The organism is Pseudomonas sp. R32 (assembly GCF_009866705.1).
Taxonomy (GTDB): Bacteria; Pseudomonadota; Gammaproteobacteria; order Pseudomonadales; family Pseudomonadaceae; genus Aquipseudomonas; species Aquipseudomonas donghuensis.
This window is the reverse complement of record NZ_CP019396.1, coordinates 1,396,045-1,419,775: the sequence shown is the minus strand read 5'-3', so window position 1 is coordinate 1,419,775 and position 23,731 is coordinate 1,396,045. Positions and strand designations below refer to the sequence as shown.

Annotated in this window: 19 protein-coding genes and 1 tRNA gene; 10 read left to right on the top strand and 10 right to left on the bottom strand. The window is 61.6% G+C overall.

Annotated features, from left to right (window positions below):
• Positions 1-152 precede the first annotated feature (152 nt).
• The 7 genes from PspR32_RS06500 (at position 153) to PspR32_RS06470 (ending at position 12,440) form a co-directional block, all read left to right on the top strand.
• Positions 153-2,981 (top strand): ATP-binding protein, encoded by a 2,829-nt coding sequence (locus PspR32_RS06500; protein WP_159388229.1) that lies wholly within the window; start codon positions 153-155, stop codon positions 2,979-2,981.
• The gene (locus tag PspR32_RS06495; RefSeq protein WP_010223148.1) at positions 2,968-4,161 is read left to right on the top strand and encodes an EAL domain-containing response regulator; all 1,194 of its coding nucleotides are present in this window, start codon (positions 2,968-2,970) and stop codon (positions 4,159-4,161) included. The genes PspR32_RS06500 and PspR32_RS06495 overlap by 14 nt, the downstream gene beginning before the upstream one ends.
• A gap of 79 nt (positions 4,162-4,240) precedes the next feature.
• Positions 4,241-7,471: a hybrid sensor histidine kinase/response regulator gene (locus PspR32_RS06490; RefSeq protein ID WP_036994165.1), complete on the top strand. Its 3,231-nt coding sequence runs from the start codon at positions 4,241-4,243 to the stop codon at positions 7,469-7,471.
• Positions 7,472-7,542: 71 nt separating this feature from the next.
• The gene (locus PspR32_RS06485) at positions 7,543-8,190 is read left to right on the top strand and encodes a response regulator (protein WP_010223150.1); all 648 of its coding nucleotides are present in this window, start codon (positions 7,543-7,545) and stop codon (positions 8,188-8,190) included.
• 171 nt (positions 8,191-8,361) lie between these two features.
• Positions 8,362-8,958: a fimbrial protein gene (locus PspR32_RS06480; protein ID WP_159388228.1), complete on the top strand. Its 597-nt coding sequence runs from the start codon at positions 8,362-8,364 to the stop codon at positions 8,956-8,958.
• A gap of 87 nt (positions 8,959-9,045) precedes the next feature.
• Positions 9,046-9,789 carry a fimbrial biogenesis chaperone gene (locus tag PspR32_RS06475; RefSeq protein ID WP_026001322.1) on the top strand — a complete coding sequence of 248 codons (744 nt, stop codon included), beginning with the start codon at positions 9,046-9,048 and terminating at the stop codon, positions 9,787-9,789.
• Between the two features lie 86 nt (positions 9,790-9,875).
• Complete coding sequence (locus tag PspR32_RS06470; RefSeq protein ID WP_232531815.1) at positions 9,876-12,440, top strand: fimbria/pilus outer membrane usher protein; 2,565 nt, start codon at positions 9,876-9,878, stop codon at positions 12,438-12,440.
• Between the two features lie 24 nt (positions 12,441-12,464).
• Here PspR32_RS06470 and PspR32_RS06465 read toward each other — a convergent pair whose 3' ends face one another.
• The 7 genes from PspR32_RS06465 to dapA form a co-directional block, all read right to left on the bottom strand.
• Positions 12,465-13,133 carry a class I SAM-dependent methyltransferase gene (locus PspR32_RS06465; protein ID WP_010223154.1) on the bottom strand — a complete coding sequence of 223 codons (669 nt, stop codon included), beginning with the start codon at positions 13,131-13,133 and terminating at the stop codon, positions 12,465-12,467.
• Between the two features lie 232 nt (positions 13,134-13,365).
• Complete coding sequence (locus PspR32_RS06460) at positions 13,366-14,304, bottom strand: hypothetical protein (RefSeq protein WP_159388227.1); 939 nt, start codon at positions 14,302-14,304, stop codon at positions 13,366-13,368.
• 158 nt (positions 14,305-14,462) lie between these two features.
• Positions 14,463-14,552: transfer RNA gene (locus PspR32_RS06455), tRNA-Ser, on the bottom strand.
• Between the two features lie 93 nt (positions 14,553-14,645).
• A complete protein-coding gene (gene purC / locus PspR32_RS06450) occupies positions 14,646-15,356 on the bottom strand; it encodes a phosphoribosylaminoimidazolesuccinocarboxamide synthase (protein WP_010223163.1) in 711 nt (236 codons plus the stop codon).
• Positions 15,357-15,385: 29 nt separating this feature from the next.
• Entirely contained in the window at positions 15,386-16,144 is a 759-nt protein-coding gene (locus PspR32_RS06445; RefSeq protein ID WP_010223164.1) for an MBL fold metallo-hydrolase, read from the bottom strand.
• Positions 16,145-17,257, bottom strand: coding sequence for an outer membrane protein assembly factor BamC (gene bamC, locus PspR32_RS06440; RefSeq protein ID WP_010223165.1), 1,113 nt, complete (start codon positions 17,255-17,257; stop codon positions 16,145-16,147). It lies immediately after the preceding gene.
• Between the two features lie 17 nt (positions 17,258-17,274).
• Positions 17,275-18,153, bottom strand: a complete 879-nt coding sequence (gene dapA, locus PspR32_RS06435) for a 4-hydroxy-tetrahydrodipicolinate synthase (protein WP_159388226.1) — start codon at positions 18,151-18,153, stop codon at positions 17,275-17,277.
• Between the two features lie 260 nt (positions 18,154-18,413).
• On the opposite strand from dapA, the gene PspR32_RS06430 reads away from it, so the two are divergent.
• Together PspR32_RS06430 and PspR32_RS06425 are read left to right on the top strand one after the other, a co-directional pair.
• Positions 18,414-18,974 (top strand): glycine cleavage system protein R, encoded by a 561-nt coding sequence (locus PspR32_RS06430; RefSeq protein ID WP_010223167.1) that lies wholly within the window; start codon positions 18,414-18,416, stop codon positions 18,972-18,974.
• A 10-nt stretch (positions 18,975-18,984) separates the two neighbouring features.
• Complete coding sequence (locus PspR32_RS06425) at positions 18,985-19,458, top strand: peroxiredoxin (protein ID WP_010223168.1); 474 nt, start codon at positions 18,985-18,987, stop codon at positions 19,456-19,458.
• Positions 19,459-19,561: 103 nt separating this feature from the next.
• Here PspR32_RS06425 and PspR32_RS06420 read toward each other — a convergent pair whose 3' ends face one another.
• Together PspR32_RS06420 and PspR32_RS06415 are read right to left on the bottom strand one after the other, a co-directional pair.
• Positions 19,562-20,632, bottom strand: a complete 1,071-nt coding sequence (locus PspR32_RS06420) for an AI-2E family transporter (protein WP_010223169.1) — start codon at positions 20,630-20,632, stop codon at positions 19,562-19,564.
• A gap of 24 nt (positions 20,633-20,656) precedes the next feature.
• Positions 20,657-20,896 carry a sulfurtransferase TusA family protein gene (locus PspR32_RS06415; protein WP_010223170.1) on the bottom strand — a complete coding sequence of 80 codons (240 nt, stop codon included), beginning with the start codon at positions 20,894-20,896 and terminating at the stop codon, positions 20,657-20,659.
• A gap of 124 nt (positions 20,897-21,020) precedes the next feature.
• Here PspR32_RS06415 and PspR32_RS06410 point away from each other — a divergent pair, with 124 nt between their 5' ends.
• Positions 21,021-22,454, top strand: a complete 1,434-nt coding sequence (locus tag PspR32_RS06410) for a M48 family metalloprotease (protein WP_036994159.1) — start codon at positions 21,021-21,023, stop codon at positions 22,452-22,454.
• A 69-nt stretch (positions 22,455-22,523) separates the two neighbouring features.
• Here the strand turns inward: PspR32_RS06410 and nadA are convergent, their stop codons facing one another.
• Entirely contained in the window at positions 22,524-23,582 is a 1,059-nt protein-coding gene (gene nadA, locus PspR32_RS06405) for a quinolinate synthase NadA (RefSeq protein ID WP_115088288.1), read from the bottom strand.
• Positions 23,583-23,731 lie beyond the last annotated feature (149 nt).

Sequence of the window (23,731 nt, the reverse complement as noted above, 5' to 3'; positions counted from 1 at the left end):
TAAGGATTGTCTGATAGTCAAAGCCGCACTTTGCCAAGCAGGTCGCAGAACCGGGTAAATGAGCGGCGCCTGGCTGGCCAACAGGGTCGACAACGCCTATGTTTAAGGATCGTCTGATGTCTGTAGCGCACGCGACTCACTAGAGTCCGCGGATGAGATTAAAAAGCTACCTGCTGCAAATCAGCCCCCTTCTTTCCAGCCCCGAAGCCGCCCGCCGCTTGCTGCGCTTGTTCGCCGTGGTGTTGCTGATCGGCATTCTCAGCGGCGTGTACAACTTTCTGTTGTTCACCTTCAACAACGACATCTCCCAGCGTCGCGGCTACATGAGCAGCGCGATTGCCGAAGCGCACACCTTCTTCACCAATCGCGAAGCCTTGCTGGAAAGCCTGAGCCTGTCGGCGGTGCGCAAGTCGAAGCAGGCCAAGCCCCTGGTCTACCTGCCATCGACCGAAGAAGTGCACCTGCAACTGGGCAGCACCACCGACAACCGCTGGAGCATCTGGCTGACCCAGCGCATGCGCGACTACATGAAGGACAAGCAGGTCAGCCTGCTGTATGTCGACACCGGGCCGAACGCGCAAGTCAGGCGCTTGTACAACTCCGCCCCCGGCGTGCCCGGGTTCTCGCCGCGCATGCTCGAACAGTTGCAGGCGCTCAAGGACAACAACCCGTCACCCAGCGCCGAGCTGTGGCTGACCGACCAGACCGAGCAACGTTCGTACCTGTACATCTTCATCCGGCTTGATGAACGTGACGTCGAGTCGGGCTGGCTGGGCCTGGAGATGGACAGCCGCGAAGTGTCCACTGCGCTCAGTGACCAGAGCGCCGGCGAGTTCATGATGCTCAACTCCGAAGGCATGCTGGTGTTCACCAACAGCCACGACACACGATTGGGACAGATGCTGCTCAACTCGAAGGGCGAAAACTTTTTCGGCTTTGTCGGCGACGGCTGGATACCCGACCACCTGGTGATCCGCAAACACCTGCAATCGTCGGACTGGCAATTGGTGTACTCGATTGACCTGCTGGCAGTGATGACCGGGCTGTGGCAGCAACTGGTCGGCTCGCTGCTGTTCTGCCTGTTCACCGTGACCCTGGTCCTGCTGTTGATGCGCCGCATCGAGCATCGTTTCATTGCCCCGGCGATCAACCGCATCCAGGCCCTGATCGAAAGCGAGGCGTTCAGCCGCGATGTCATCCAGACCGCGCCCGTGGCCTTGTGCGTACTGCGCCGTACCGACGGCAAGGTGGTGCTGGAAAACACCCTGGCACAACAATGGCTGGGGGACGGCCTGGAGCGCGATGTGCTGTGTGCCGGTTGGATCAACCAGGCCTTCGCCAGCCAGCAACCTGAACGCACTGACTACTTTGCCACCGCCGATGGCCGTCACTTGTACCTGAGCAGCGCCCCAACCCGCTACAACGGTGAAGACGTGCTGTTTTGCGCCTTCAGCGACATCAGTGCACGCAAGCAGGTGGAAGCGGCGCTGGAAGAGGCGCGGCAATCGGCCGATGCCGCCAACGAGGCCAAGACCCTGTTCCTGGCGACCATGAGCCATGAAATCCGCACCCCGCTGTACGGCGTACTGGGCACCCTGGAACTGTTGGCGCGGACCCAGCTCGATGCCCAGCAGCGCGACTACCTGCATGCCATTGAGGGCTCCTCGGCGACCCTGTTGCAGTTGATCTGCGACGTACTGGATGTGTCGAAGATCGAAGCCGGGCAACTGGCGCTGGAACTGAGCGAATTCTCGCCGCTGGAGCTGGTTCACGAAGTCATCCAGGGCTACAGCGCCGCAGCATTGGGCAAAGACCTGCAACTGTATGCCTGCTTCGATCCACAACTGCCGGAACGGCTGATCGGCGATGTGACGCGGATCCGGCAGATTCTCAACAACCTGCTGAGCAACGCGGTCAAGTTCACCGACAGTGGCCGGGTGGTGCTGCGGGTCAAGCTGATCAACCGTGATGGCGAACGCTCGAGCCTGATGTGGCAAGTGTCGGACACCGGCAAGGGCATCGCCGAAGAAGACCATGCGTACATTTTCGAGCCGTTCTACCAGACCGAAGGCAACACCAATGTGGTGGCCGGTACCGGCCTGGGCCTGCCCATCTGCCAGCGCCTGACCCAATTGATGAACGGCCAGTTGCGCATGGTCAGTGAATTGGGCCTGGGCAGCAGCTTCACCCTGACCCTGCCGCTGGAAGAAGCGTCGGCCAGCACCGACCTGCCCGCCCAGGGCGGCCTGTTGCCCGAGACGATCTATGTGCTCTCGCCGATTCGCGAACTGGCGCAGTCGATCAGCGGCTGGCTGCGCCGCTGGGGCGCACGTGCCCAGGTCGGGCGGCCGACGCCCGCGGACTCAGCCAGCGGCTGCCTGCTGCTGGAGCTGCACCCTGGCAGCGCCGAACAGCCGCTGGTGGCCGACTGGAGCGGCCCGCTGATCCTGGCCAGCGCCCACGGTTGCTGCGAGCCACAGCTCGAAGACGGTCGCTGGCAGGTCAATCTCAACCACCTGAGCGCCTTATACCAGGCCGTCAGACAAGCCCAGGGACTGTGGATCGCCCGCACCGATAACCCGCAAAAGCGCGAAATACAGAAGCTCGACCTGCACATCCTGGTGGCCGAAGACAACATCATCAACCAACTCATCCTGCGTGATCAGCTTGAGGAGCTCGGCTGCACCGTCGAGTTGGCGGGGGACGGCAACGAAGCCCTGCAGTTGTGGAAAAACGGGCACTTCGATGTGGTCCTGACCGATGTGAACATGCCCAAACTCAATGGCTATGAACTGGCCAGAGAGCTGCGCCGCCAAGGCTGTTCGATCCCGATCATCGGGGCGACGGCCAATGCCATGCGCGGCGAAGCAGAACTGTGCCTTGCTGCCGGAATGAACCATTGCCTGGTCAAACCTTTCGCGTTGCGGGCCCTGTTCAACTATCTGGCGCCTTATCAAGAGACCTCCCATGAAGCCCTATAACATCTTGATCGTCGAGGACCACCCGTTCCAGCACATGTACCTGCAGCACCTGTTCAGCGAATTGGGCGATTTCCATTTCGAAGCGGCCCAGGACGGCAAGGAAGCGCTGGAACACCTGCAGCGGCGTGACTTCGACCTGGTGCTCACCGACCTGCTGATGCCGGGCATGGACGGCGTGCAATTCATCCAGGGCCTGGCCAGGCTGCGCAGCAAGCCGGACCTGGCGATCATGAGCGCCGCCTCCAAGCGCATGCTGATGGCCGCAAGCCTGGTGGCCAAGAACCTCGGCGTAGAAGTGATCGGTTTGATCTCCAAGCCGGTCAAGCCGGCCGCCCTGCGCAACCTCACCGAACAGCTCGGCGGCAAGAACCGCAGTGCGCCGCAGGTACCGCCGGCAGTGGCGCAGTTCGACTACCAGGCGCTGATTCACGGCCTGAGCAACGGCCAGTTCCAGGCCTGGTTCCAGCCGAAAAAATCCCTCAGCAATGGCCGCATCGTCGCCGCCGAAGCCCTGGTGCGCTGGATGCACCCCGAGCAAGGCGTGCTGTTGCCTGGCTCGTTCCTGCCGGCCTTCAAGACCTTCGAGCTGGAAGAGCGTCTGTTGTGGCTGATGCTCAAGCAGGCCATCCACGCCCAGGCGCGCTGGCGCCAGCAGGGTTACGACATTCCGGTATCGATCAACCTGCCAACCCACCTGCTCAACAGCCATGACCTGGCTGACCGCCTGCTGGAGTTCGTCCTGCATCACCAGGGCATCCCGGGCAAGATCTGCTTCGAGCTGATGGAGTGCTCGGTGCCCCAGGACATCAGCAACTTCTACGCCGGTGCCTGCCGCCTGCGCATCAAGGGCTTCGGCCTGTCGCAGGATGATTTCGGCAAGGGCTACAGCTCGTACATGAACCTGGTCTCCACGCCCTTCACAGAACTGAAGATCGACCGCGCCCTGGTTCAGGGCTGCCATGAAAACGAAGGCATGACCTCGGCGCTGACCAGCATCGTCGCCCTGGGCCGCAAGCTGGGGCTGACCGTGGTTGCCGAAGGCGTCGAGACGCCCCAGGAGCTTGCCCTGTTGCGCAAGATCGACTGTACCCAGGCCCAGGGCTTTCTGATTTCACATGCGGTGTCGTCCGAGCAGTTCCAGCAACTGCTGAACCATGACGGGCCGGCAACCTTCTATTGATGTGCCGCGCAGCCTTTAATTGCCAGCAGAGGTAAACTCCATCCAGCCACCTACATTACCGTTATTGCGGAAGTTCCTGATGAAGCACGACAACGCCCTGCTGGACAAACTCACCCGCAGCTCGTTGCGCCTGAACAAAGGGATGATGGTGCTGCTCGGGCTGGCGTTGTTGTTGGTGGGCACCAGCTATTGGTCGTTTCAGCGCCTGGTCGAAGAGGAGCACGACACCGTGCGCTTTCATTTTGCCCGGCTGATGGAAAACATCCGCGAGCAGGAAGTGTTCTTGCGCAACCTGGCGCAACGCAGCCACCAGGGCGAGTTGCTCAAGGGCGAGAATGCCGAAGTTCGCTTGTTGAAAGCCTTGCCGGAAGAAGGCCCGAATATTTATCAGGGCCAGGCGTTTTCTTACTCCATGCCCTTCAGCGCAAAAATCGACCCGCAAAAAATCGCCGCCAGCGAACATGCCAAGATCTTTTCCCTCGGCGTGCACCTGGCGACGTTCTACAGTGCCTTCTGGTCGACTTCACATTACCAGTCGCCGCATGTATTTCTGTTCAACCAGCACGGCAACTTCGACATTACCGTGCCGGCCGCCGGCCATTCACGGACCAAGACCGTACCGCTCAATGAAACCTTCATCGACATGGTCAAGACCGTGGTCGACCGCCTGCCGCGCGATCATCAGTTGCTCAACGAGGGGGAGGTCTGCTGGCAGCATTATGGCCCGAGCGCCGAGAGCCCTGGCCCGGCGCGCCTGCTGGCGTATATCGGCATCGAGCTGGCCGCAGACGAGATACACATCAAAGGCGCCGACACCCAGGTGATGATCGCCAGCGTGCTAGACCTGTCCCAGGCCAATGATTACGAACGCACCATGGAATGGTCGATCTATGACCACTTCACCCTGGTGGCGCCTTCCGGCCAGGTGCTGATTGGATCGCTGTGGCCGCAATCGCCGCTGCATGAAGGGATCAACTTCAAGCCCGAAGGCCTGGTGTTCAAGCTGGTCAACCACGCGGGCCCGGGCTGGACCGCCATTTATGCCCTCAACTACAGCAGCTTTTTCCGCTATGCCCTGTGGCCACTGGCAAGCCTTGGTGCCTTGTTGTTCGGGGTCATCGCCATGGGCTGGGGTGCCAACCGCTGGTACCGCCGGCAAGTGATCCTGCCGGCCCGCCAGGCCCATGCCAGTATCGCCGAAAGCGAAGCCTTCAGCCGCGTGGTCATCGATACCGCGCCCACCGGATTATGCGTGGTGCGCCGCACCGATAACCAGGTACTGGTGGAAAACCAGCGTGCCCAGCAATCGCCGGGCAGCGCCAAGCTGATCAATGCCCTGGAACACCGCCACGACCAGGGTGAAACGGGCGAAACCCACCTGGAAATCGACGGCCGTCACCTGCAGGTGGGCTTTGTCTCGACCCGCTACCAGGGCCAGGACGTACGCCTGTACGCCTTCAACGACATCACTCGGCACATCGAGGATGCCACCGCCCTGGAAGAAGCCCGACGCGCCGCCGATGCCGCCAACGAAGCCAAGACCCTGTTCCTGGCGACCATGAGCCATGAAATCCGCACCCCGCTGTACGGCGTACTCGGGACCCTCGAACTGCTCGGCCTGACCCGCCTGGAGCCACGCCAGCAGGAATACCTGCAGACCATCCAGCGCTCCTCGGCGACCCTGTTCCAACTGATCAGCGACGTACTTGACGTGTCGAAGATCGAGTCCGGGCAGATGGCCATCGAGGCCATCGAGTTCTGCCCCCTGGACCTGATCGAAGATACCCTGCACACCTATGCCGCCTTCGCCCAGCGCAAGGGCCTGCAGCTCTATGCCTGCACCGACGCCACCCTGCCCGAGCGCCTGCTGGGCGACCCGATGCGCATCCGCCAGATCCTCAACAACCTGGTGAGCAATGCCATCAAGTTCACCGACACCGGGCGCGTGGTGTTGCGCACCCGGGTGCTGGCCCACGAAGACGCCAGTGTCAGCCTGGAGTGGCAGGTCACCGATACCGGCATCGGCATCTCCACGGCGCAGCAGGCCAAGCTGTTCGAGCTGTTCTATCAGGTCCAGGATGCCTGCAGCGAAGGCGGTGCCGGGCTGGGCCTGCCGATCTGCTGGTGGCTCAGCGAAATGATGGGCGGGCAGTTGAAAGTGGTCAGCGAACCCGGGTTGGGCAGCAGTTTTGCCCTGCGCATGAGCTTGCCGGTGCTGCCAGCCGAAGCGACCGCCAGTACGCCAGGCGCAACCTACACAGTGCCGGTATATGTGCGCGCGCCGGTACAGGAGCTGGCGCAATCATTGCTCGACTGGCTTGTCCGCCTGGGCGTCCCTGCCACGCTGGCGCCGCAGCCGCTGGAAGCCAAACATGCGCCGGCAATTCTGGTCGATGCACTGCCGGCCGCCGCCGAGCAGGCCTGGCCCGGGCCACGGGTGCTGTGCACTGCGGGCGGGCGCAACCCGCCTGAATACAGCGCGCAGGGCTGGGACGTCGACCTGCACAGCGTGCGCGCAATCGCCGCGGCGGTCGCCCTGGCCCGGCAAGGCAAGCCGCTGGCTGAGCAGCAAACCCCGGAACAACCGGCCGACAACCTGCAACTGCGCATCCTGGTGGCCGAAGACAACCCGATCAACCAGGCCATCATCAAGGAGCAACTCGAGGCCCTGGGCTGCACCGCGGTGGTGGCCAGCAATGGTGAACAGGCGCTGCACCTGTGGCAACCCGAGGTCTTTGACCTGGTGCTGACTGACGTCAACATGCCCGTCATGAACGGCTATGAACTGGCCCGCACCCTGCGCGAGCATGACCCGCAATTGCCGATTGTCGGTGTTACCGCCAATGCCATGCGCGAAGAAGGCATGCGCTGCATTGCCGTGGGCATGAACGCCTGGATCGTCAAACCGCTGAGCCTGCAAACCCTGCGCGGCCATCTGCTCAAGCTCTGTCGCCCGGCCTTGCACAGCGCCGCCGCGAGGGTCGAGCCGGATACCCTCACCGCCCCCGCAGCCGTCCAGGCCAGTGATAACCTGCAGCTTTCCGAGAAGATGCGCCCGCTGTTTATCAGCACCATGCGCGATGACTTGCAACTGATCCGCTGCGCGCTGGAACAAAGTGACGGTAGAATCGTTGCCCAAAGGCTGCACAGCATCGCCGGTGCCCTGGGCGCGGTACAGGCCATCAACCTGGCCGAACACTGCACGGCGCTGGAGTGTCAGCTGGCGGGCGGGGTGCTCGATGCATCCCTGAACCTGAAAGTGCAGCAGATACTGAGCCGACTTGCCGCTGTTGTGGATGCGCTCGAGTAACAACAATCAGGCTTACCTGCGGCCGTATGGACACCCTCTAACCCTCTATACCGGTACTACGGACGGCCTTTATGGACAAACTCAAAGTCATCATCGCGGACGATCACCCTATCGTGCTGCTTGGCGTGCGCGAACTGGTAGAACGTGACGAACGTTTTTGCGTGGTCGGCGAGGCCGTGTGCTCGAAAGGGCTGATCGAACTGCTTGAGCAACAACCGGTGGACCTGGTGATCACTGACTACAACATGCCGGCCGATTCACCTTACGGCGACGGCCTGAAGTTGGTCGATTACCTGAAACGGCACTTTCCGCAGTTGCAGGTGCTGATTCTGACGATGATCTCCAACCACCTGATTCTCACCCGCCTGCATGAGCTGGGCGTGGTCGGGGTAATCCAGAAGAGCCAGCTGCACACGGAAATCCAGCTGGCACTCAAGGCCGTTGCCCAACAGAGCCAGTATCGCAGCCTGGAGCCGGCGAAAACCTCGGTCATCGAAACCACGGCGGCGATCGAGGATCGGTTCGCCACCCTGTCACCCAAGGAGTTCGAAATACTGCGCCTGTTTGTCGCCGGTAAAAGTGTTAGCGATATTGCCCGCAGCCAGAACCGAAGTGCCAAAACCATCAGCGCGCAAAAGATTTCGGCCATGCGCAAACTGGAGGTTAATAGTGATCAGGATTTACTGACTTATTGTTTGGAGCGCAGCATCTTCAACTAACCGGTATGGCAACAACGTCATCCGTCGACAATGGCTTTGTTGCGCAAGTAGCCGCCACTTCTTCAGCACAGACCTTATAAGAATCGTCTGATGTTCGGCAAACACCCCGCGACCTATTGTGTATTGGCATTTTCATGCAGCACTTTCCAACCAATACAAATGGACATCACCATGAAGAAGTTCTCACTGGCCCTTATCACCCTGTCCGTCATTGCCGCCTCCGGCAGTGCCCTGGCTGCCGATCCGCCCCCTGTTCAAGGTGGCAGCGGCAAGATCACCTTCACCGGCGTGATCAACAACGACGCCTGCTCGGTTGACGGCGCCAACGCCGACCGAGTGATTTCCGTCGATATGGGCACTGTGTCGATCAAGGACATGGGCACCGCCGAAAGCCCATCCTCGGGCCGTGTGACCGGTAAAGACTTCAACCTCAACGTCAACTGCAACCTGGGCACCAAAGTCTCGATGATCTTTGACGCTGCCAGCGGCGGTTCGGGCCTGGTCACCGGCAAGAAAGTCCTGGCCCTGACCAAAGGCACCGGCACTGCAGCCAACGTCGGTATCGCCCTGCTCGACAGCAACGGCGCGCTGATCGACCTGAGCTCGAAAACCACCGCCAAGATCCAGAGCGACATGCACGGTACCAGTGCTGCCGGTGGCGACGCGATCCTCAACTTCTCCGCCGCCTACGTCACCACTGGCGCAGCCGGCACCGCCACTGCCGGTCGCGGTGACGCCACCCTGCCGTTCATCCTGCAATACGAATAACGCGTAGCGCCTGAACTGCTATGTGCGAGGCCGCCCGGCCTCGCCATTGACGCTGAATCAAAAGCCCTGAATCAAACGGTACACACCATGTTGCGTCGTTCTATTCCCGCATGCCTGGGGTTGCTCGGCATGCTCATGGCCGGCCAGGCCATGGCCAGTATTTCATTGAGTGCCACGCGTATTGTCTTTGATGGCAACCACAAGGAAGCCAACGTCACCGTGCGCAATGGCAACCAGGATGTGCTGATTCAATCCTGGGTCGACGACAACGATACCCAGCGCAGCGTGCCCTTTGCCGTCACCCCGCCACTGGCACGGGTGTTCGCCCGTGAACAGCAATTGCTGCGGGTGTTGTACGAAGGCACGGGCATGCCCGCCGACAAAGAGTCGGTGGTCTGGCTCAACGTACAGGAAATCCCTCAGGCTGCGGCGGCGGCCAACACCTTGCAGTTGGCTGTGCGCCAGCGCATCAAGATTTTCTTCCGCCCCGCCGGCTTGCCAGGCAATGCCCTGCTGGCGCCGACCGAACTGCAATGGCAACTGCTTCGCCAAAGCGGCAAGACCCTGTTGCAGGTCAATAATCCGAGCCTGTATCACGTGTCGATGGCGGATATAAAACTTGAGGCGGGCAAACACAGCGAGCTGGCCGTGGATTCGACCATGGTGGCGCCCGGTGAAGTAAAAACGTTCCCGGTTAAATCGCTAAGCGCCGACAACAACGTGCGCCTGATGTTCTCCAGCATCAATGACTACGGTGCGCAAAGTCAGTACACCGCGACACTGTCCAGCGGCCACGCCAGTACTGCTGCCGAAGCGCCGACGAAACAATAACGATTGAGGCCAAGGCTTTAATCCTGCGCGTGATTGCGCCCCTCGCCGCGCCCAGTCGTCATTGACGATGATACAGGTTCCTTTGCATGTCTTTTTCTTCCGGTAACAGGCCAACTCATTGCGCCGGCCAACGCCTGCGCGCCCACACTGCAACTGCCAGCCTGTTGAAGTTGAGCGCCCTGTCGCTGGCGGTAGTTGCCGCGCTGCCGGCCCTGGCCGAACAGCACGCCAGCGATGCGCAACAACTGGAAGCCTTCAACACCACCTTTTTGCAAGGCGCGCCGTCGTCGGTTGACCTGCAACTGTTGCTGTCGGCCAACAGCGTACTGCCGGGCAATTACCGGGTCGACCTGTACAGCAACGAAGTGCTGGTGGGCCGGCGTGACGTCGACTTCAACCGCAACCCGGCCACCGGCCGCGTCGAGCCCTGCCTGACCCTGGAACTGCTGCAACAGCTGGGCATCGACATGAACAAGCTGCAGGCCCAAGGCAAGTTCGACCCAAACGCCCCGCAAAGCTGCTACGACCTGCCCGCCATGATCGAACAGGCCAGCCTGCGTTATGACGCCGCCCGCCTGCAGTTGGCGGCCAGCGTACCGCAAGTGGCGATGCAGCGTGGTATTCGCGGTTACGTCGACCCCGCGTTGTGGGACGACGGCGTGCCTGCGGCGCTTATCAACTACCAGTTCAACAGCAGCCGCAGCGCCGGCGAGACCGACACCCGCATCGCCAACAACTTGGGCCTGCGTAACGGCATCAACCTCGGTGCCTGGCGTTTTCGCAACGAGTCGAACTTCACCAGCAGCACCGGCCGCCCGAGCACCTTCAAGAGCAACCGCAGCTACCTGCAACATGACGTAACGGCGATCAAGGGCCAGTTCAGCGCCGGTGATATTTTCAGCGATACCGACCTGTTCGACAGCGTGCGCTACCGTGGCGTGAAGCTTGCGTCCGACGAAGGCATGCGCGCCGACAGCGAACGCGGCTACGCGCCGATCATCCGTGGCGTGGCGCAGACCAACGCCACCGTCGAGATCCGCCAGAACAATTACATCCTGTATACCGCCAGCGTGCCACCGGGGCCGTTCGAGATCAGCGATATCTACCCGTCCGGCTCCAACGGCGACCTGCAGATCACCATCATCGAAGCCGACGGTCGCCGCCGGGTGACCACCCAGGCGTTCTCCAGCCTGCCGATCATGGTCCGTGAAGGCCAGGTGAAATACAGCGTCTCGGCCGGCCAATACAACAGCAACACCGACGGCATGGCCACGCCGAACATTCTCAGCAGCACCCTGGCCTACGGCATCAGCAGCAACCTCACCGGCATCATCGGTGTACAGGCCAGCGACAACTACAAGGCGCTGTCGCTGGGCGCCGGCAAGAACACTGCGCTGGGCGCCGTGTCATTCGACGTCACCCACTCGAGCAGCCGCGCACAGGGGCAAACCACCCAGGGTAATAGTGTGCGCGCCCTGTACGCCAAGACCTTCACCGGCACCGACACCAACTTCACGCTGGCCGCGTACCGCTACTCCACCGAAGGTTTCCGCACCCTGACCGACCACGTCCAGGACTTGAGCAGCGACCTCGAACGGCGCCCGGGTAACTCCAAGACCCGCACCGACCTGACCATCAACCAGAGCATGGGCCGCAACCGCGAACTGGGCAGCCTGTACGTCAACGCCAGCGACCAGCGCTACTGGAACCGTGGCGGCTCGCAGAGCTTTTCGGCCGGCTACAGCAACAATTGGGGCGAAGCCAGCTACAACATCGGCGTCACCCGCAGCAAAGACCTGGGCGATGGTTTTGGCGGCTCAAGCAGCGATACCCAGCTCAACCTGTCAGTGTCCTTCCCACTGGGCAGCCGCGCCCGCGCGCCGCGTGCATTCATCACCACCAGCACGCAAAAAGGCGGCGACAGCACCCAGGTCGGCGTCAACGGCTACCTGTCCGAGACCAGCGACACGTTCTATTCGGTACAGGGCGGCAACAGCAGCTCCGGCGGCAACTCCGCGTCGGCCAACCTCAACACCCGCACCTCGGTGGCCGACATTACCCTGGGCTACAGCCAGGGCCGCGGCTACGACTCGCAGAACCTCAACGTTGCCGGATCCGTGGTCGCCCACGAAGGCGGCATCAACCTGGGCCAGACCGTCGGCGAAACCTTCGCCCTGGCCCAGGTGCCGGGGGTCAAAGGCGCCAAGATCAGCAGCTACAGCGGTGTCGAAACCGGGCGCAACGGCTACGCAGTGATCCCCAGCGCACAACCTTACCGGGTCAACTGGATCAGCCTGGACACCCGCGAGCTGGGCGGTGACATCGAAATCGACAACGCCACCCAGCAACTGGTGCCACGCCGTGGCGCCGTGGTGGTGGCCCGCTACACCGGCAAGAGCGGGCGGCGGGTACAGTTCGAGCTGTTCGACGAACAGGGCGGGATGATCCCGTTCGGCGCTTCACTGGAAGATGCCAGCGGCAAACAACTGGCGATTTCCGACCCCAACGGCAAGGCGCTGGTACTACTGGAAGAAGACCAGGGCAGCCTGACAATCAAGTGGGGGGAGCGCCAGTGCAGCGCACCATACAACTTGCCTGAGCGCGACAAGGCGCTGAACTATGAGCGACAGCGCCTGGTGTGCCAGCCCTGAGCACGGCACACCCGCCTGGATCGATTACATGCGTTGAAGCACGTAACTGTTCTCGAAGCCATGCACACAGCCCAGTACATGGAAGCCGTTGAAGTAGCCCGTGGCCCTGAGCAGGTCAACAGCCGGTCCGACCTCGGGCGAATGCTGGAAATCACCATAGTCATCGAACACGATAAAGCCGCCAGGCACCACGCTCGGTGAGTACAGCAGGAAGTCCAGCAACACGTTGCGGCCGGCATGACCACCGTCGATATGCAACAGCGCGACCTTGGGTGCGAGGCTGTAGAAGCGCTCGGCACACAGCTCCGAGAAACCGCGGATCACTTCGGCATTAGGCAACATCAGTTGCTTGTAGTGGCTGAACTCTTCGAACTGGTTTGGCAGCGCGAACGGGTCGATACCAATGATGCGGCGCTCGCGGTTGCACACCTCATTCATCAGCACCAGCGACTTGCCCTTCCACACGCCGATTTCCACCACATCACCCGGCACCTCGGCAATCAGCAGAGACAGATAGCCCAGCAGGCGCACATGATCATGAAAGGACAATTCGCGGCGCGGCATTGCCTGCTCGGCCGGCAGGGTCGCCTGCGCTTGTTCGAAGTGCTGGCCGATCAAGGCCCAGACCTGCCCGATACTGTCATTCAATTCCGGATTGCTGATGAAGTCGTTGAGCTCTTGGATGGTAATCATGTTTTCTCTGATTGCTTCGAACGAATAAAGGCACGTGTGCTGTAAAGCACGCTGAATTCAGGCCTGGGCCAATGGTGGTTGATAGTATTCTGGCGTCAGAAAAAGTAAAGCGCGGCGTAGTGGCATAATTGCCCTACCTCAAACAGCAGAAACGAAAAGCCCCTGAATCTTGCAATTCAAGGGCTTGCTCATGCATAGCAACGTCTCGCTACACCAGCCTGTCGGCAAAACGCTAGGGCGCAAGAGTCCTGGCTGTCAGGTCCATGGCCGCTGCTGTACCGGGCTCACCTTCAAACGCTTGTTGCGGTACCGCCGCTGGACGTACGCGCAACAGACGACAGGTCATCCACCAGCAAAGCGCAACGAAGACGTTGTACGGGAAGAACACCAACCAGAGAGGCATCAGCCACCATTTCTTGCCCTGCTCTTCCCCCGGCTCTCCCGTGCGCCAAGGCACGTAATGACGCAATGCCTGACGGGGTGTCAGGCAGATAGCGTTATGCGGTACAGACCACCAGTGGGGTTCTTGAGGAACGGGCAGTGTATCCGGGCCATGGGCCATGAACTGACGAATGTATTCCCACACCTGAGCAACGAAGATCGGCCGTGGATCGCTGGGTTCATTGCTGTCTATGCAGATGCTATAGGTGGGTGCCCAGGATTTGGCATTCTGCCGGGCTTGCGGGCTGTCTTGATGGCTATCGAATGCATTCAGGATTAAAGAAGTAGTACTACTGAACGACCGACCGGAAAACTCGGTTCGCCCGATTATGCCGGCGTTGACATTCCCCCAGTCACCGACAAGCAGTGTCTTGCCCTTGAGGTAGTAGATTTTCTGGGTGTGGCGATTGAAATAGAAGTTCGATTGACTGCTGATCAAGTGGATTCGGTAGAAAAGGAACAACGAAACGCCCAGCGGCATGAGCAGGGGAATGAAAAGCACCCAGACTTCAGCGGATGGCGTGTCATTGATCACGGCACAGAACATCCATACCCACAGCAGTAGCGTAATGACTATCGTGGCAGAGAACATCTTTGCCATGAACGCTGAATCCGCCGGCATGGGATTGCGCAGGCACAAAACGTTTCCGTCCATGGAAATGTACTGATCACCAATAGACGGTACCGCCTCGGCCTTGTCTTTTGCTGTCCACGTCCAACTGATGGTCATGTGTACCTCCCTGGTCGACCCGCTCACATCTTAACGTGGCGACGCTGGTTGTATCACTGCCTTGGTCGGGGCTGGCTGAGCGTGCAGACCGTCAATTCATGACAATCGAAAAACAAAAAAGCCCCTTAAACCAATGGTTTCAGGGGCTTTCATTTGTATGGCGGAGAGATAGGGATTTGAACCCTAGGTACTGTTGCCAGTACAACGGATTTCGAATCCGTCCCGTTCGGCCACTCCGGCATCTCTCCAGTGGCGCGCATGATACCAGCAGTTTGCCGAAAGGCAAAGCCTGTTTGCGAAAAAAATTCGCGTGGTATCAGGCGCTTGCGTGAACTTGTCGCTTACAGCGGCACGCCCAGGCGTTTGGCAACTTCTTCGTAGGCTTCGATAACGTCGCCCAGACCCTGGCGGAAGCGGTCCTTGTCCATCTTCTTGCGGGTCTCTTTGTCCCACAGGCGGCAGCCGTCCGGGCTGAACTCGTCGCCCAGGACGATCTCGCCGTGGAATACGCCGAACTCAAGCTTGAAGTCGACCAGCAGCAGGCCGGCGTCGTCAAACAGCTTGCTCAGCACTTCGTTGACCTTGAGCGACAGGGCTTTCATCTTCACCAACTGCTCGGCGGTACCCCAGCCGAAGGCAACCACGTGGGATTCGTTGATGAACGGGTCGCCCTTCTCGTCGTTCTTGAGGAACAGTTCGAAGGTCGAAGGCTCGAGCTTGATGCCTTCTTCGACGCCCAGGCGCTTGACCAGGCTGCCGGCAGCATAGTTACGCACGACGCATTCGACCGGGATCATGTCGAGCTTCTTGACCAGGCACTCGTTGTCACCCAGCAGCTTGTCGAACTGGGTCGGGATGCCGGCTTCTTCAAGCTTTTGCATGATGAAGGCGTTGAACTTGTTGTTCACCATGCCCTTGCGGTCGAGCTGTTCGATGCGCTTGCCGTCGAACGCCGAGGTGTCGTTGCGAAACAGCAGGATCAAGCGGTCAGCGTCGTCGGTCTTGTAAACCGACTTGGCTTTGCCGCGGTAGAGTTCTTCACGTTTTTCCATGATGGGCTCCGCTTGCTAAATGAGATGGGCTAGGCGATTTCACGCCAGTCGAGCCCGGAATCCTGATTGGCCACTTGTAGCCAGTCCGGGTCGCAGCCGAGGGTATCGACGAAGCATTGCCGGGCCAGCTGTGGCTGGTTGTTCTTGCTGCTGAGATGGGCCAGCACCAGGTGTTGCAGGTTCTGCCAGTCCAGCTCCGACACCAGGCGCGCGGCCTGATGGTTGTTCAAATGTCCGTAGTCGCCGCCCACCCGCTGCTTTAAAAACATCGGGTAAGGCCCGCGTCCGAGCAGGTCGCGACAGTGGTTGGCCTCGATCAGCAGGGCATCCAGGCCCTGGTAGCTGCTGAGCAGGGCCGCGTCATACGAGCCCAGGTCGGTCAGCACACCAAAGCGCCGGCGACCATCACCAAATACGTACTGCAGCGGCTCCAGCGCGTCGTGGGTGACGCCGACGGCAGTAACGCTCAAGTCGCCCAGCTGCAACGTGTCATTGGCGGCCAGAAAGCCTGCGGCCTCGACCGGCTTGCGCATGCCGCGCAAGGTGCCACGGCTGAGGTAGACCGGTACATTGTAGCGCCGCGACAGCAACCCGACCCCATGCACGTGGTCGGCATGTTCGTGGGTGACCAGCACCGCGCTCAATTGCGCCGCAGAAACGCCAAGCAGCGCCAGGCGCCGCTCGGTTTCACGCAGGGAAAAGCCGCAATCGACCAGGAGCAAGGTATTGCCACTGGCGATCAGCGTGCCATTTCCCTGGCTTCCACTTCCAAGTACGGCGAAGCGCACTTAACCCAGGTTGTCCTGAATCACGCTCAGCACGCGGCGGGCGACGTCTGCCGGGGCCACGGTGTTGATGTTCTTCTCGACGGTCACCTGGACGCTTTCGCCCACCTTGCTCAGGCGAACCTGATAGCGCTCGGCACGGGCTTCACGCTCTTCCTTGCTCGGTGCGCTGCCGAACAGGCGGCTGAAGAAGCCTGGCTGCTCCTTGGTCTCGGCCTTCTCGGCGAGGTTGATGTAGTACAGGCCCAGGCTGCGGTTGATGTCCTCGACGCGCCAATCACCCTGTTCCAGGGCACGGCCAACGCTGGACCAGGCGCGATCGAGGTCGGCGCCCAGGTTCAGCACCGGGTTGCCGCTGCCGTCTTCGCTGAGGCTGACGCGGCTCGGGGCGTCGAAGTCGCGAGCGGCGAGCAACGATACCGAACCACCCTTCTCGGCGCTGCGGGTCATGCTGGCGAGCATTTCGTCGACCAGGATGGCGTCGACACCGGTGTTGGCCGAACGCGCCGGGAAGTCCTGCTCGGCCGTGCTGCCGGCCGGACGCTCGACGGTAACGATGTAGACCTCACTGGTGTTGCGCTGCACGCCCGGCTCGATGCGGATGCGTGCACGGACTTCGTTGTCGCTGCTGCTCGAAGCACTGCCCAGGCGCTTGGCCATGGACGCCGAGAGCTCGTCGAAACGCTGCCAGGTGGTGTTGAATTCGCCGGTTTGTGGACGCTCTTCGGCAATCCGGAAGCCATTGTCTTCGAAGAACTGACGGGCAACCGGCCAGACTTCAGCCGGCGAACGCTGGGCCAGGACCCAACGCGCGCTGCCGCTCTTCTGCAGGCTGAAATCGCTGATGTCGGCGCCCGCGCTCAGCGGCTGCGGACGTGGCACTTCGAACTCGCCCTTGACGTTGTCGTCGGCGACGTTGCGCGGGATCGGCAGCAGCGGATCGAGCCGCTTGGCGCTGCTGACATCCGGTGGCAGCTGCATCGGCGGCTTCTGGGTGGCCTCCAGATAATCGCTGCCGCGGTCACGGAAGTAACCCTCTTCGCCCCAGAGCCAGCCACAACCGCTGGTACTGGAGATGATCAAGGCAAGGGCGGAAAGACCAGCCAATCGCTTCATGCGGTGTACGTCCTCAATTAAAACTGCAGGCCGCACTGGCGCATCGCCTGGCGTACCGTATCGTGACAGGATTCGCTCAGCCAGGTCAGTGGCAGGCGGATGCCTTGCTGCATCAGGCCCATTTCGACCAAAGCCCACTTCACCGGAATCGGGTTGGCTTCGATGAACAGGTTCTTGTGCAGCGGCATGAGTTTTTCGTTGATCGCGCGAGCCTTCTCGGCATTGCCCTCAAGGGCGGCTTCGCACAGATCGGCCATTTCCCGCGGCGCGACGTTGGCGGTCACGGAGATGTTGCCTTTACCGCCCATCAGGATCAGCTCAACGGCGGTCGGATCGTCGCCGGACAGGACGATGAAGTCCTTGCTCACTCCGTCAAGGATGGCCTTGGCGCGCGTAAGGTCGCCGGTGGCTTCCTTGATGCCGATGATGTTCGCCACGGTCGACAGGCGGATCACGGTCTCGGCCTGCATGTCGCAGGCGGTGCGGCCGGGTACGTTGTAGAGGATCTGCGGGATGTCGACGGCTTCGGCAATGTGCTTGAAGTGCTGGTACAGGCCTTCCTGGGTCGGCTTGTTGTAGTACGGCACCACCAGCAGGCAGGCATCGGCGCCGGCTTTTTTGGCGTTGCGGGTCAGGTGCACCGCTTCGCTGGTGGAGTTGGCGCCGGTACCGGCGATCACCGGGATGCGGCCGGCAACGCGCTTGACCACGAACTCGATGACCTTGATGTGTTCATCGACGTCCAGGGTGGCGGACTCGCCGGTGGTACCGACGGCGACGATGGCATGGGTGCCCTTCTCCAGGTGGAAGTCCACGAGTTTGCCGAGGCTGTCCCAATCAAGACGCCCTTGTGCATCCATGGGTGTGACCAATGCCACCATACTGCCCGCAATCATGAATCTGCTCCTGCCGGAAAAAGAGAGCGGTAATGGTACTGGCGCCATCGGCCTTGCACAAGCGAAGCAGGCGGGCGGAGCATTCCCCTCGGCGGCCATTTTCGCTACCCTTCTGTCTTTGATCGGTACATAGTGGCCCGCCGGGCTGCCGACAACGCGCGTAGCCAGCGCCCGAAGCCTCGATCCTGAGCCCCGGGCTCTTGCCTGCCGGCCTTTTTGCCACGTCAGGTACCGACCGCTCATCGCTTTAGGAATGCTGCATGTCCACCCCCACCGTTCGCGAACAATTCCTTGTCATCAGCGCCCTGGGTGCCAACCCCATGGAGCTGACCAACATCCTGTGCCGGGCCAGCAACGACAATCGCTGCTCGGTCGTCACCTCGCGCCTGACCCGCCACGGCGAGTGCAGCGCCCTGGTGCTGCAGGTCACCGGCAGCTGGGACGCCCTGGCGCGCTTCGAAGCCGCCCTGCCGGGCCTGGCCAAGAAGCACACCTTCACCGTCAACGTGGTGCGCAGCGCCGAGCTGGAGGTACGCCCGCTGTCGCTGCCGTACGTGGCCTATGTCAGCGCCGCCTATCGCCCGGACATCATCAACGAGCTGTGCCAGTTCTTCATCGACCACCACGTGGAGCTGGAGAACCTGACCTGCGACACCTACCAGGCGCCGCAGACCGGCGGCACCATGCTCAACGCCACCTTTACCGTGACCTTGCCGGCCGGTACCCAGATCAGCTGGCTGCGTGACCAGTTCCTGGACTTCTCCGATGCGCTGAACCTGGATGCGCTGATCGAACCGTGGCGCCCACAGAACCCGATGTAAGGAAGCTTTCATGGCCGTTGAACTCGACCAACCCGTCGCCGATTTCCAGGCCCTGGCCACCAGTGGCCAGAGCATCAGCCTGGCTGAGCTCAAGGGCAAGCAGGTGGTGCTGTACTTCTACCCCAAGGACAGCACCCCGGGCTGCACCACCGAAGGCCAGGGTTTCCGTGACCAGCATGCGGCCTTCGACGCGGCCAACACTCTGGTGTTTGGCGTTTCGCGCGATGGCATCAAGTCCCACGAGAACTTCAAGGCCAAGCAGGCCTTCCCCTTCGAGCTGATCAGCGACAAGGACGAGGCCCTGTGCCAGCTGTTCGACGTGATCAAGCTGAAGAAGCTCTATGGCAAGGAATACCTGGGCGTGGACCGCAGCACCTTCCTGATCGACAAGGACGGCGTGCTGCGCAAGGCCTGGCGCGGGGTGAAGGTGCCCGGGCATGTCGATGCCGTACTGGCGCAAGCGCAGGCGCTTAACAAGGCCTGATAGCGCTTTACCTGTGGGAGCTGGCTTGCCAGCGATTGCATCACCGCGCTAGCCGCAAGGGCCAATGCGCCTGTATCGCTGGCAAGCCAGCTCCCACAAAAGCTCACAGCAGCGGCGCCACCATCGGCTCGCGCCGCGGCCAGGCATCCAGCACGGCCTTGAACAAGGTCGCCAGCGGGATCGCAAAGAAAATCCCCCAGAACCCCCACAAGCCGCCAAACAGTAGCACCGCGCAGATGATCGCCACCGGGTGCAGGCTCACCGCCTCGGAGAACAGCAACGGCACCAGCACGTTGCCATCCAGGGCCTGAATGATCGCGTACACCGCCATCAGGTAGATGAACTGATCGCCCCAGCCCCACTGGAACAGCGCAATCAAGGTCACCGGCACGGTCACCACCACCGCGCCGACATAGGGCACCACCACCGACAGGCCGACCAGCAGGGCCAGCAACGCCGCATAGTTGAGCCCCAGGCTGATGAAGGCGATGTAGGTGGCCACACCACAGATCAGGATCTCGATGCCCTTGCCGCGGATGTAATTGGCAATCTGCCGGTTCATCTCTTCGGCCACCCGGGTCATCAGCGCCCGCTCCTTGGGCAGGTAACCGCTGACCCAGTGGGCGATCTGCTCGCGGTCCTTGAGAAAGAAGAACACCAGGATCGGCACCAGCACCAGGTAGATCATGATGTTGACCAGCAGCGGCAGGCTCGACAACGAGAAGGTCAGCGCCCACTGGCCGAACTTGCCGATCTCACCGCGCATCACCTCGATGGCCTGCAGCACCTGCTCGTCAGAGACCAGGTGCGGGTAGCGCTCGGGCAACAGCAACAACAGCGACTGCCACTTGCCGAGCATGCCCGGCAGCTCGTTGAACAGGGTGATCAACTGGTGCCAGAGCAGCGGCACCAGCACCAGCAGGAACACCGCCAGGGCGCCCATGAACAACGTGAACACCAGCGCCACCGCGTATCGGGTCGGCACCCGCAGGCGCTCCAGGGCATTGACCAGGCCCTGCATCAAGAACGCCAGGACCATCCCCGCCAGCACCGGGGCAAGCATGCCGCCCAGGGTCAGGACGGCGGTGAACGCCAGAAACAGCAAGACCGCCAATACCACCGCTTCTTCATCGGAGAAGTAGCGCTGCATCCAGTCGCGAAGCACCTTGAACATTGACGATCCTTTAACAGAGAAAACTCAGGCTTTCTTCAACCAGTAGGTGTACACACCGGCCTCGGCCTCTTCGAGCAGCAGCGTATGACCGGCCAACTTGGCAAAAGTGCGAAAATCGCGCTGGGAACCGGCGTCGGTGGCAATCACCTTGAGCACTGCGCCACTGTCCAGGCGGTTGAGCTCCATCTTCGCCTTGAGCAGCGGCAGCGGGCAGTTCAGCCCGCTGGCGTCGAGTTCGGCGTCATGGGTCGGGGTAGCGCTCATGGGGTTCTCCAGGCAGGAATGCGGGCACAGGTAGCATTTTGAACAAGCCCGGTAGGATACCGCCACTGGTCGCCAACGTGTGAGCGGGCTACAGTAAGGTTCTTTGTCGACCAGAGCTTCGTGCATGAATTTTCTGCGCCCTACCCTGCTGACGCTGGCCTGTTTGATGGCGCTCCCCAGCCATGCCGACGACCTGCCGTCACTCGGCGACGCCAGTTCTGCCATTGTCTCCCCGCAACAGGAACACCAGCTGGGCCGCGCCTGGCTCAGCCTGCTGCGGGGCAATGTCAACCAACTGAACGATCCCCAGCTCAAGGATTACGTCGAAACCAGCGTCTACCGCCTGGCCGAGACCAGCCAGCTACAGGACCGGCGCCTGGAGTTCATCCTCATCGACAGCCGCGAACTCAACGCCTTCGCCGCCCCCGGCGGGATCGTCGGGGTCAACGGCGGGCTGTTCCTCAATGCCCAGACCGAGGGCGAGTACGTCTCGGTATTGGCCCACGAACTGGCTCACTTGTCCCAGCGCCACTTCGCCCGGGGCGTCGAGGCCCAGCAACGCATGCAACTGCCGATGATGGGTGCGCTGCTGATCGGTATCGTCGCCGCCGCAGCAGGGGCCGGTGATGCCGGTATTGCCGCGATCGCCGGCACCCAGGCCGCCGCCATCCAGGAACAGCGGCGCTTCTCCCGGCAGAACGAACAGGAAGCCGACCGCATCGGTATCCTCAACCTCGAGAAGGCCGGCTACGATCCGCGCAACATGCCGACCATGTTCGAGCGCCTGATGCGCCAATACCGTTATGACGCCAAGCCGCCGGAATTCCTCCTGACCCACCCGGTCACCGAATCGCGGATCGCCGACACCCGTAACCGCGCCGAACAGGCGCCCAAGGGCGGCACTGAAGACAGCAAGCGTTATCAACTGATTCGTGCGCGGGTGGCATTGATCTACGAAGGCACCCCAGGGCTTGCGGCCAAGCGCTTCCAGGCGCAGCTCGACGAAAACCCGCAACAGGACGCCGCCCGTTACGGCCTGGCCCTGGCCCAGATCAAGGGCGGGCGCCTGAACGAGGCGCGCGAGAACCTCAAGCCGCTGCTGGCCAAGGCGCCCAACGACATCACCTACAACCTGGCGCAGATCGACCTGGACATCACCAACAACCGCTTGCCCGATGCCCAGCAGCGCGTCGAACGGATGCGTGGCCTGTACCCGGGCAACTACCCGTTGCAACAGGCGCGCATTGACCTGCTGCTCAAGCAGAACCGCCCCGCCGAGGCGGAAAAGGCGCTGGATGCGCTGCTCAAGAATCGCCCGCAAGACCCGGATGTCTGGTATGACGTGGCGGAAGTGCGGGGGTTGTCCGGCAACACCATTGGCCTGCACCAGGCCCGCGCCGAGTACTTCGCCTTGGTGGGCGACTTCGACCAGGCCTTGCAACAGCTCGATTACGCTAAACAGCGGGCCGGCAACAACTTTGTCCTGGCGTCGAAGATCGATGCGCGTCAGCGCGAGCTGATGGAGCAGCAGCGGATGGTCAAGGACATGATGCGCTAAGACCGCAAAAAGCATCGCGGGGCAAGCCCGCTCCTACGGTAGGAGCGGGCTTGCCCCGCGAAGGCGTCGTCAGGCGTTACCGGACAACTTCATCCGCGCCGCCTGGGTAAAGTCGAGCATACGCTTGAGCGGCTTGATCGCCTGGGGGATCAGCGCTGGCTCGACGAAGATCTCGTTGCTGCCTTCACGCAGGCACTGCAAGGTGCGCTCCAGGGTATTCATCGCCATCCATGGGCAATGCGCGCAACTGCGGCAGGCCGCGCCGTTACCGGCGGTGGGCGCTTCGATGAAGATCTTGTCCGGGCACAACTGCTGCATCTTGTAGAAGATGCCGCGGTCGGTGGCGACGATAAAGGTCTTGTTCGGCAGGGTTTGCGCCGCAGCAATCAGCTGGCTGGTGGAACCGACCGCATCGGCCAGGTCAATCACCGCCTCAGGCGATTCCGGGTGCACCAGAATCGCCGCATCCGGGTACAGCGCCTTCATGTCGGCCAACTGGCGCGACTTGAACTCTTCGTGAACGATGCAGGCACCGTCCCACAGCAGCATGTCGGCACCGGTCTGCTTCTGGATGTAGCGGCCCAGGTGCTGGTCCGGCCCCCAGATGATGGTCTCGCCGTTGTCCATCAGGCTTTCGACGATTTCCAGCGCGCAGCTGGAGGTCACTACCCAGTCAGCTCGGGCCTTGACCGCCGCCGAGGTGTTGGCATACACCACCACGGTGCGTTCGGGGTGCTTGTCGCAGAACGCCGAGAACTCTTCAACCGGGCAGCCGAGATCGAGCGAGCAAGTCGCCTCGAGGGTCGGCATCAGCACGCGCTTTTCCGGAGTGAGGATCTTGGCCGTCTCGCCCATGAAGCGCACACCGGCCACCACCACGGTCGTGGCTGCGTGGTTCTTGCCAAAGCGGGCCATTTCCAGCGAGTCGGACACGCAGCCGCCGGTTTCCTCGGCCAGGGCCTGGATCACCGGGTCGCAATAGTAATGGGCAACCAGCACCGCATTTTGTGCCTTGAGTTCGGCAGCGATGGCGGCGCGGTAGTCGGCCTCTTGCTCGGGCGTCAGCGGCTTGGGCTGCTTGGCATCGAGGTGGGCTTGGACGAGAAGGCGTTCGGAAATCTGGGTCATGATCGCTGGACCTGCAGGCGCTTGAGCGCGTAAGTCGAGTGTATCACCGAGCCCTGGCAAATCGGCTACAGGCTCCGCAGGCAGGGCAACTCAGCCTTGCACACAGAACCACGGACCAGCTGCGGCCTCGGGTTTTTATAGGATGCCGA

Bases quoted from the DNA above. Each gene is read 5' to 3' on its own strand.
- PspR32_RS06500 (WP_159388229.1), top strand. From the start codon at position 153: ATGAGATTAAAAAGCTACCTGCTGCAAATCAGCCCCCTTCTTTCCAGC.
- PspR32_RS06495 (WP_010223148.1), top strand. From the start codon at position 2,968: ATGAAGCCCTATAACATCTTGATCGTCGAGGACCACCCGTTCCAGCAC.
- PspR32_RS06490 (WP_036994165.1), top strand. From the start codon at position 4,241: ATGAAGCACGACAACGCCCTGCTGGACAAACTCACCCGCAGCTCGTTG.
- PspR32_RS06485 (WP_010223150.1), top strand. From the start codon at position 7,543: ATGGACAAACTCAAAGTCATCATCGCGGACGATCACCCTATCGTGCTG.
- PspR32_RS06480 (WP_159388228.1), top strand. From the start codon at position 8,362: ATGAAGAAGTTCTCACTGGCCCTTATCACCCTGTCCGTCATTGCCGCC.
- PspR32_RS06475 (WP_026001322.1), top strand. From the start codon at position 9,046: ATGTTGCGTCGTTCTATTCCCGCATGCCTGGGGTTGCTCGGCATGCTC.
- PspR32_RS06470 (WP_232531815.1), top strand. From the start codon at position 9,876: ATGTCTTTTTCTTCCGGTAACAGGCCAACTCATTGCGCCGGCCAACGC.
- PspR32_RS06465 (WP_010223154.1), bottom strand. From the start codon at position 13,133: ATGATTACCATCCAAGAGCTCAACGACTTCATCAGCAATCCGGAATTG.
- PspR32_RS06460 (WP_159388227.1), bottom strand. From the start codon at position 14,304: ATGACCATCAGTTGGACGTGGACAGCAAAAGACAAGGCCGAGGCGGTA.
- purC (WP_010223163.1), bottom strand. From the start codon at position 15,356: ATGGAAAAACGTGAAGAACTCTACCGCGGCAAAGCCAAGTCGGTTTAC.
- bamC (WP_010223165.1), bottom strand. From the start codon at position 17,257: ATGAAGCGATTGGCTGGTCTTTCCGCCCTTGCCTTGATCATCTCCAGT.
- dapA (WP_159388226.1), bottom strand. From the start codon at position 18,153: ATGATTGCGGGCAGTATGGTGGCATTGGTCACACCCATGGATGCACAA.
- PspR32_RS06430 (WP_010223167.1), top strand. From the start codon at position 18,414: ATGTCCACCCCCACCGTTCGCGAACAATTCCTTGTCATCAGCGCCCTG.
- PspR32_RS06425 (WP_010223168.1), top strand. From the start codon at position 18,985: ATGGCCGTTGAACTCGACCAACCCGTCGCCGATTTCCAGGCCCTGGCC.
- PspR32_RS06420 (WP_010223169.1), bottom strand. From the start codon at position 20,632: ATGTTCAAGGTGCTTCGCGACTGGATGCAGCGCTACTTCTCCGATGAA.
- PspR32_RS06415 (WP_010223170.1), bottom strand. From the start codon at position 20,896: ATGAGCGCTACCCCGACCCATGACGCCGAACTCGACGCCAGCGGGCTG.
- PspR32_RS06410 (WP_036994159.1), top strand. From the start codon at position 21,021: ATGAATTTTCTGCGCCCTACCCTGCTGACGCTGGCCTGTTTGATGGCG.
- nadA (WP_115088288.1), bottom strand. From the start codon at position 23,582: ATGACCCAGATTTCCGAACGCCTTCTCGTCCAAGCCCACCTCGATGCC.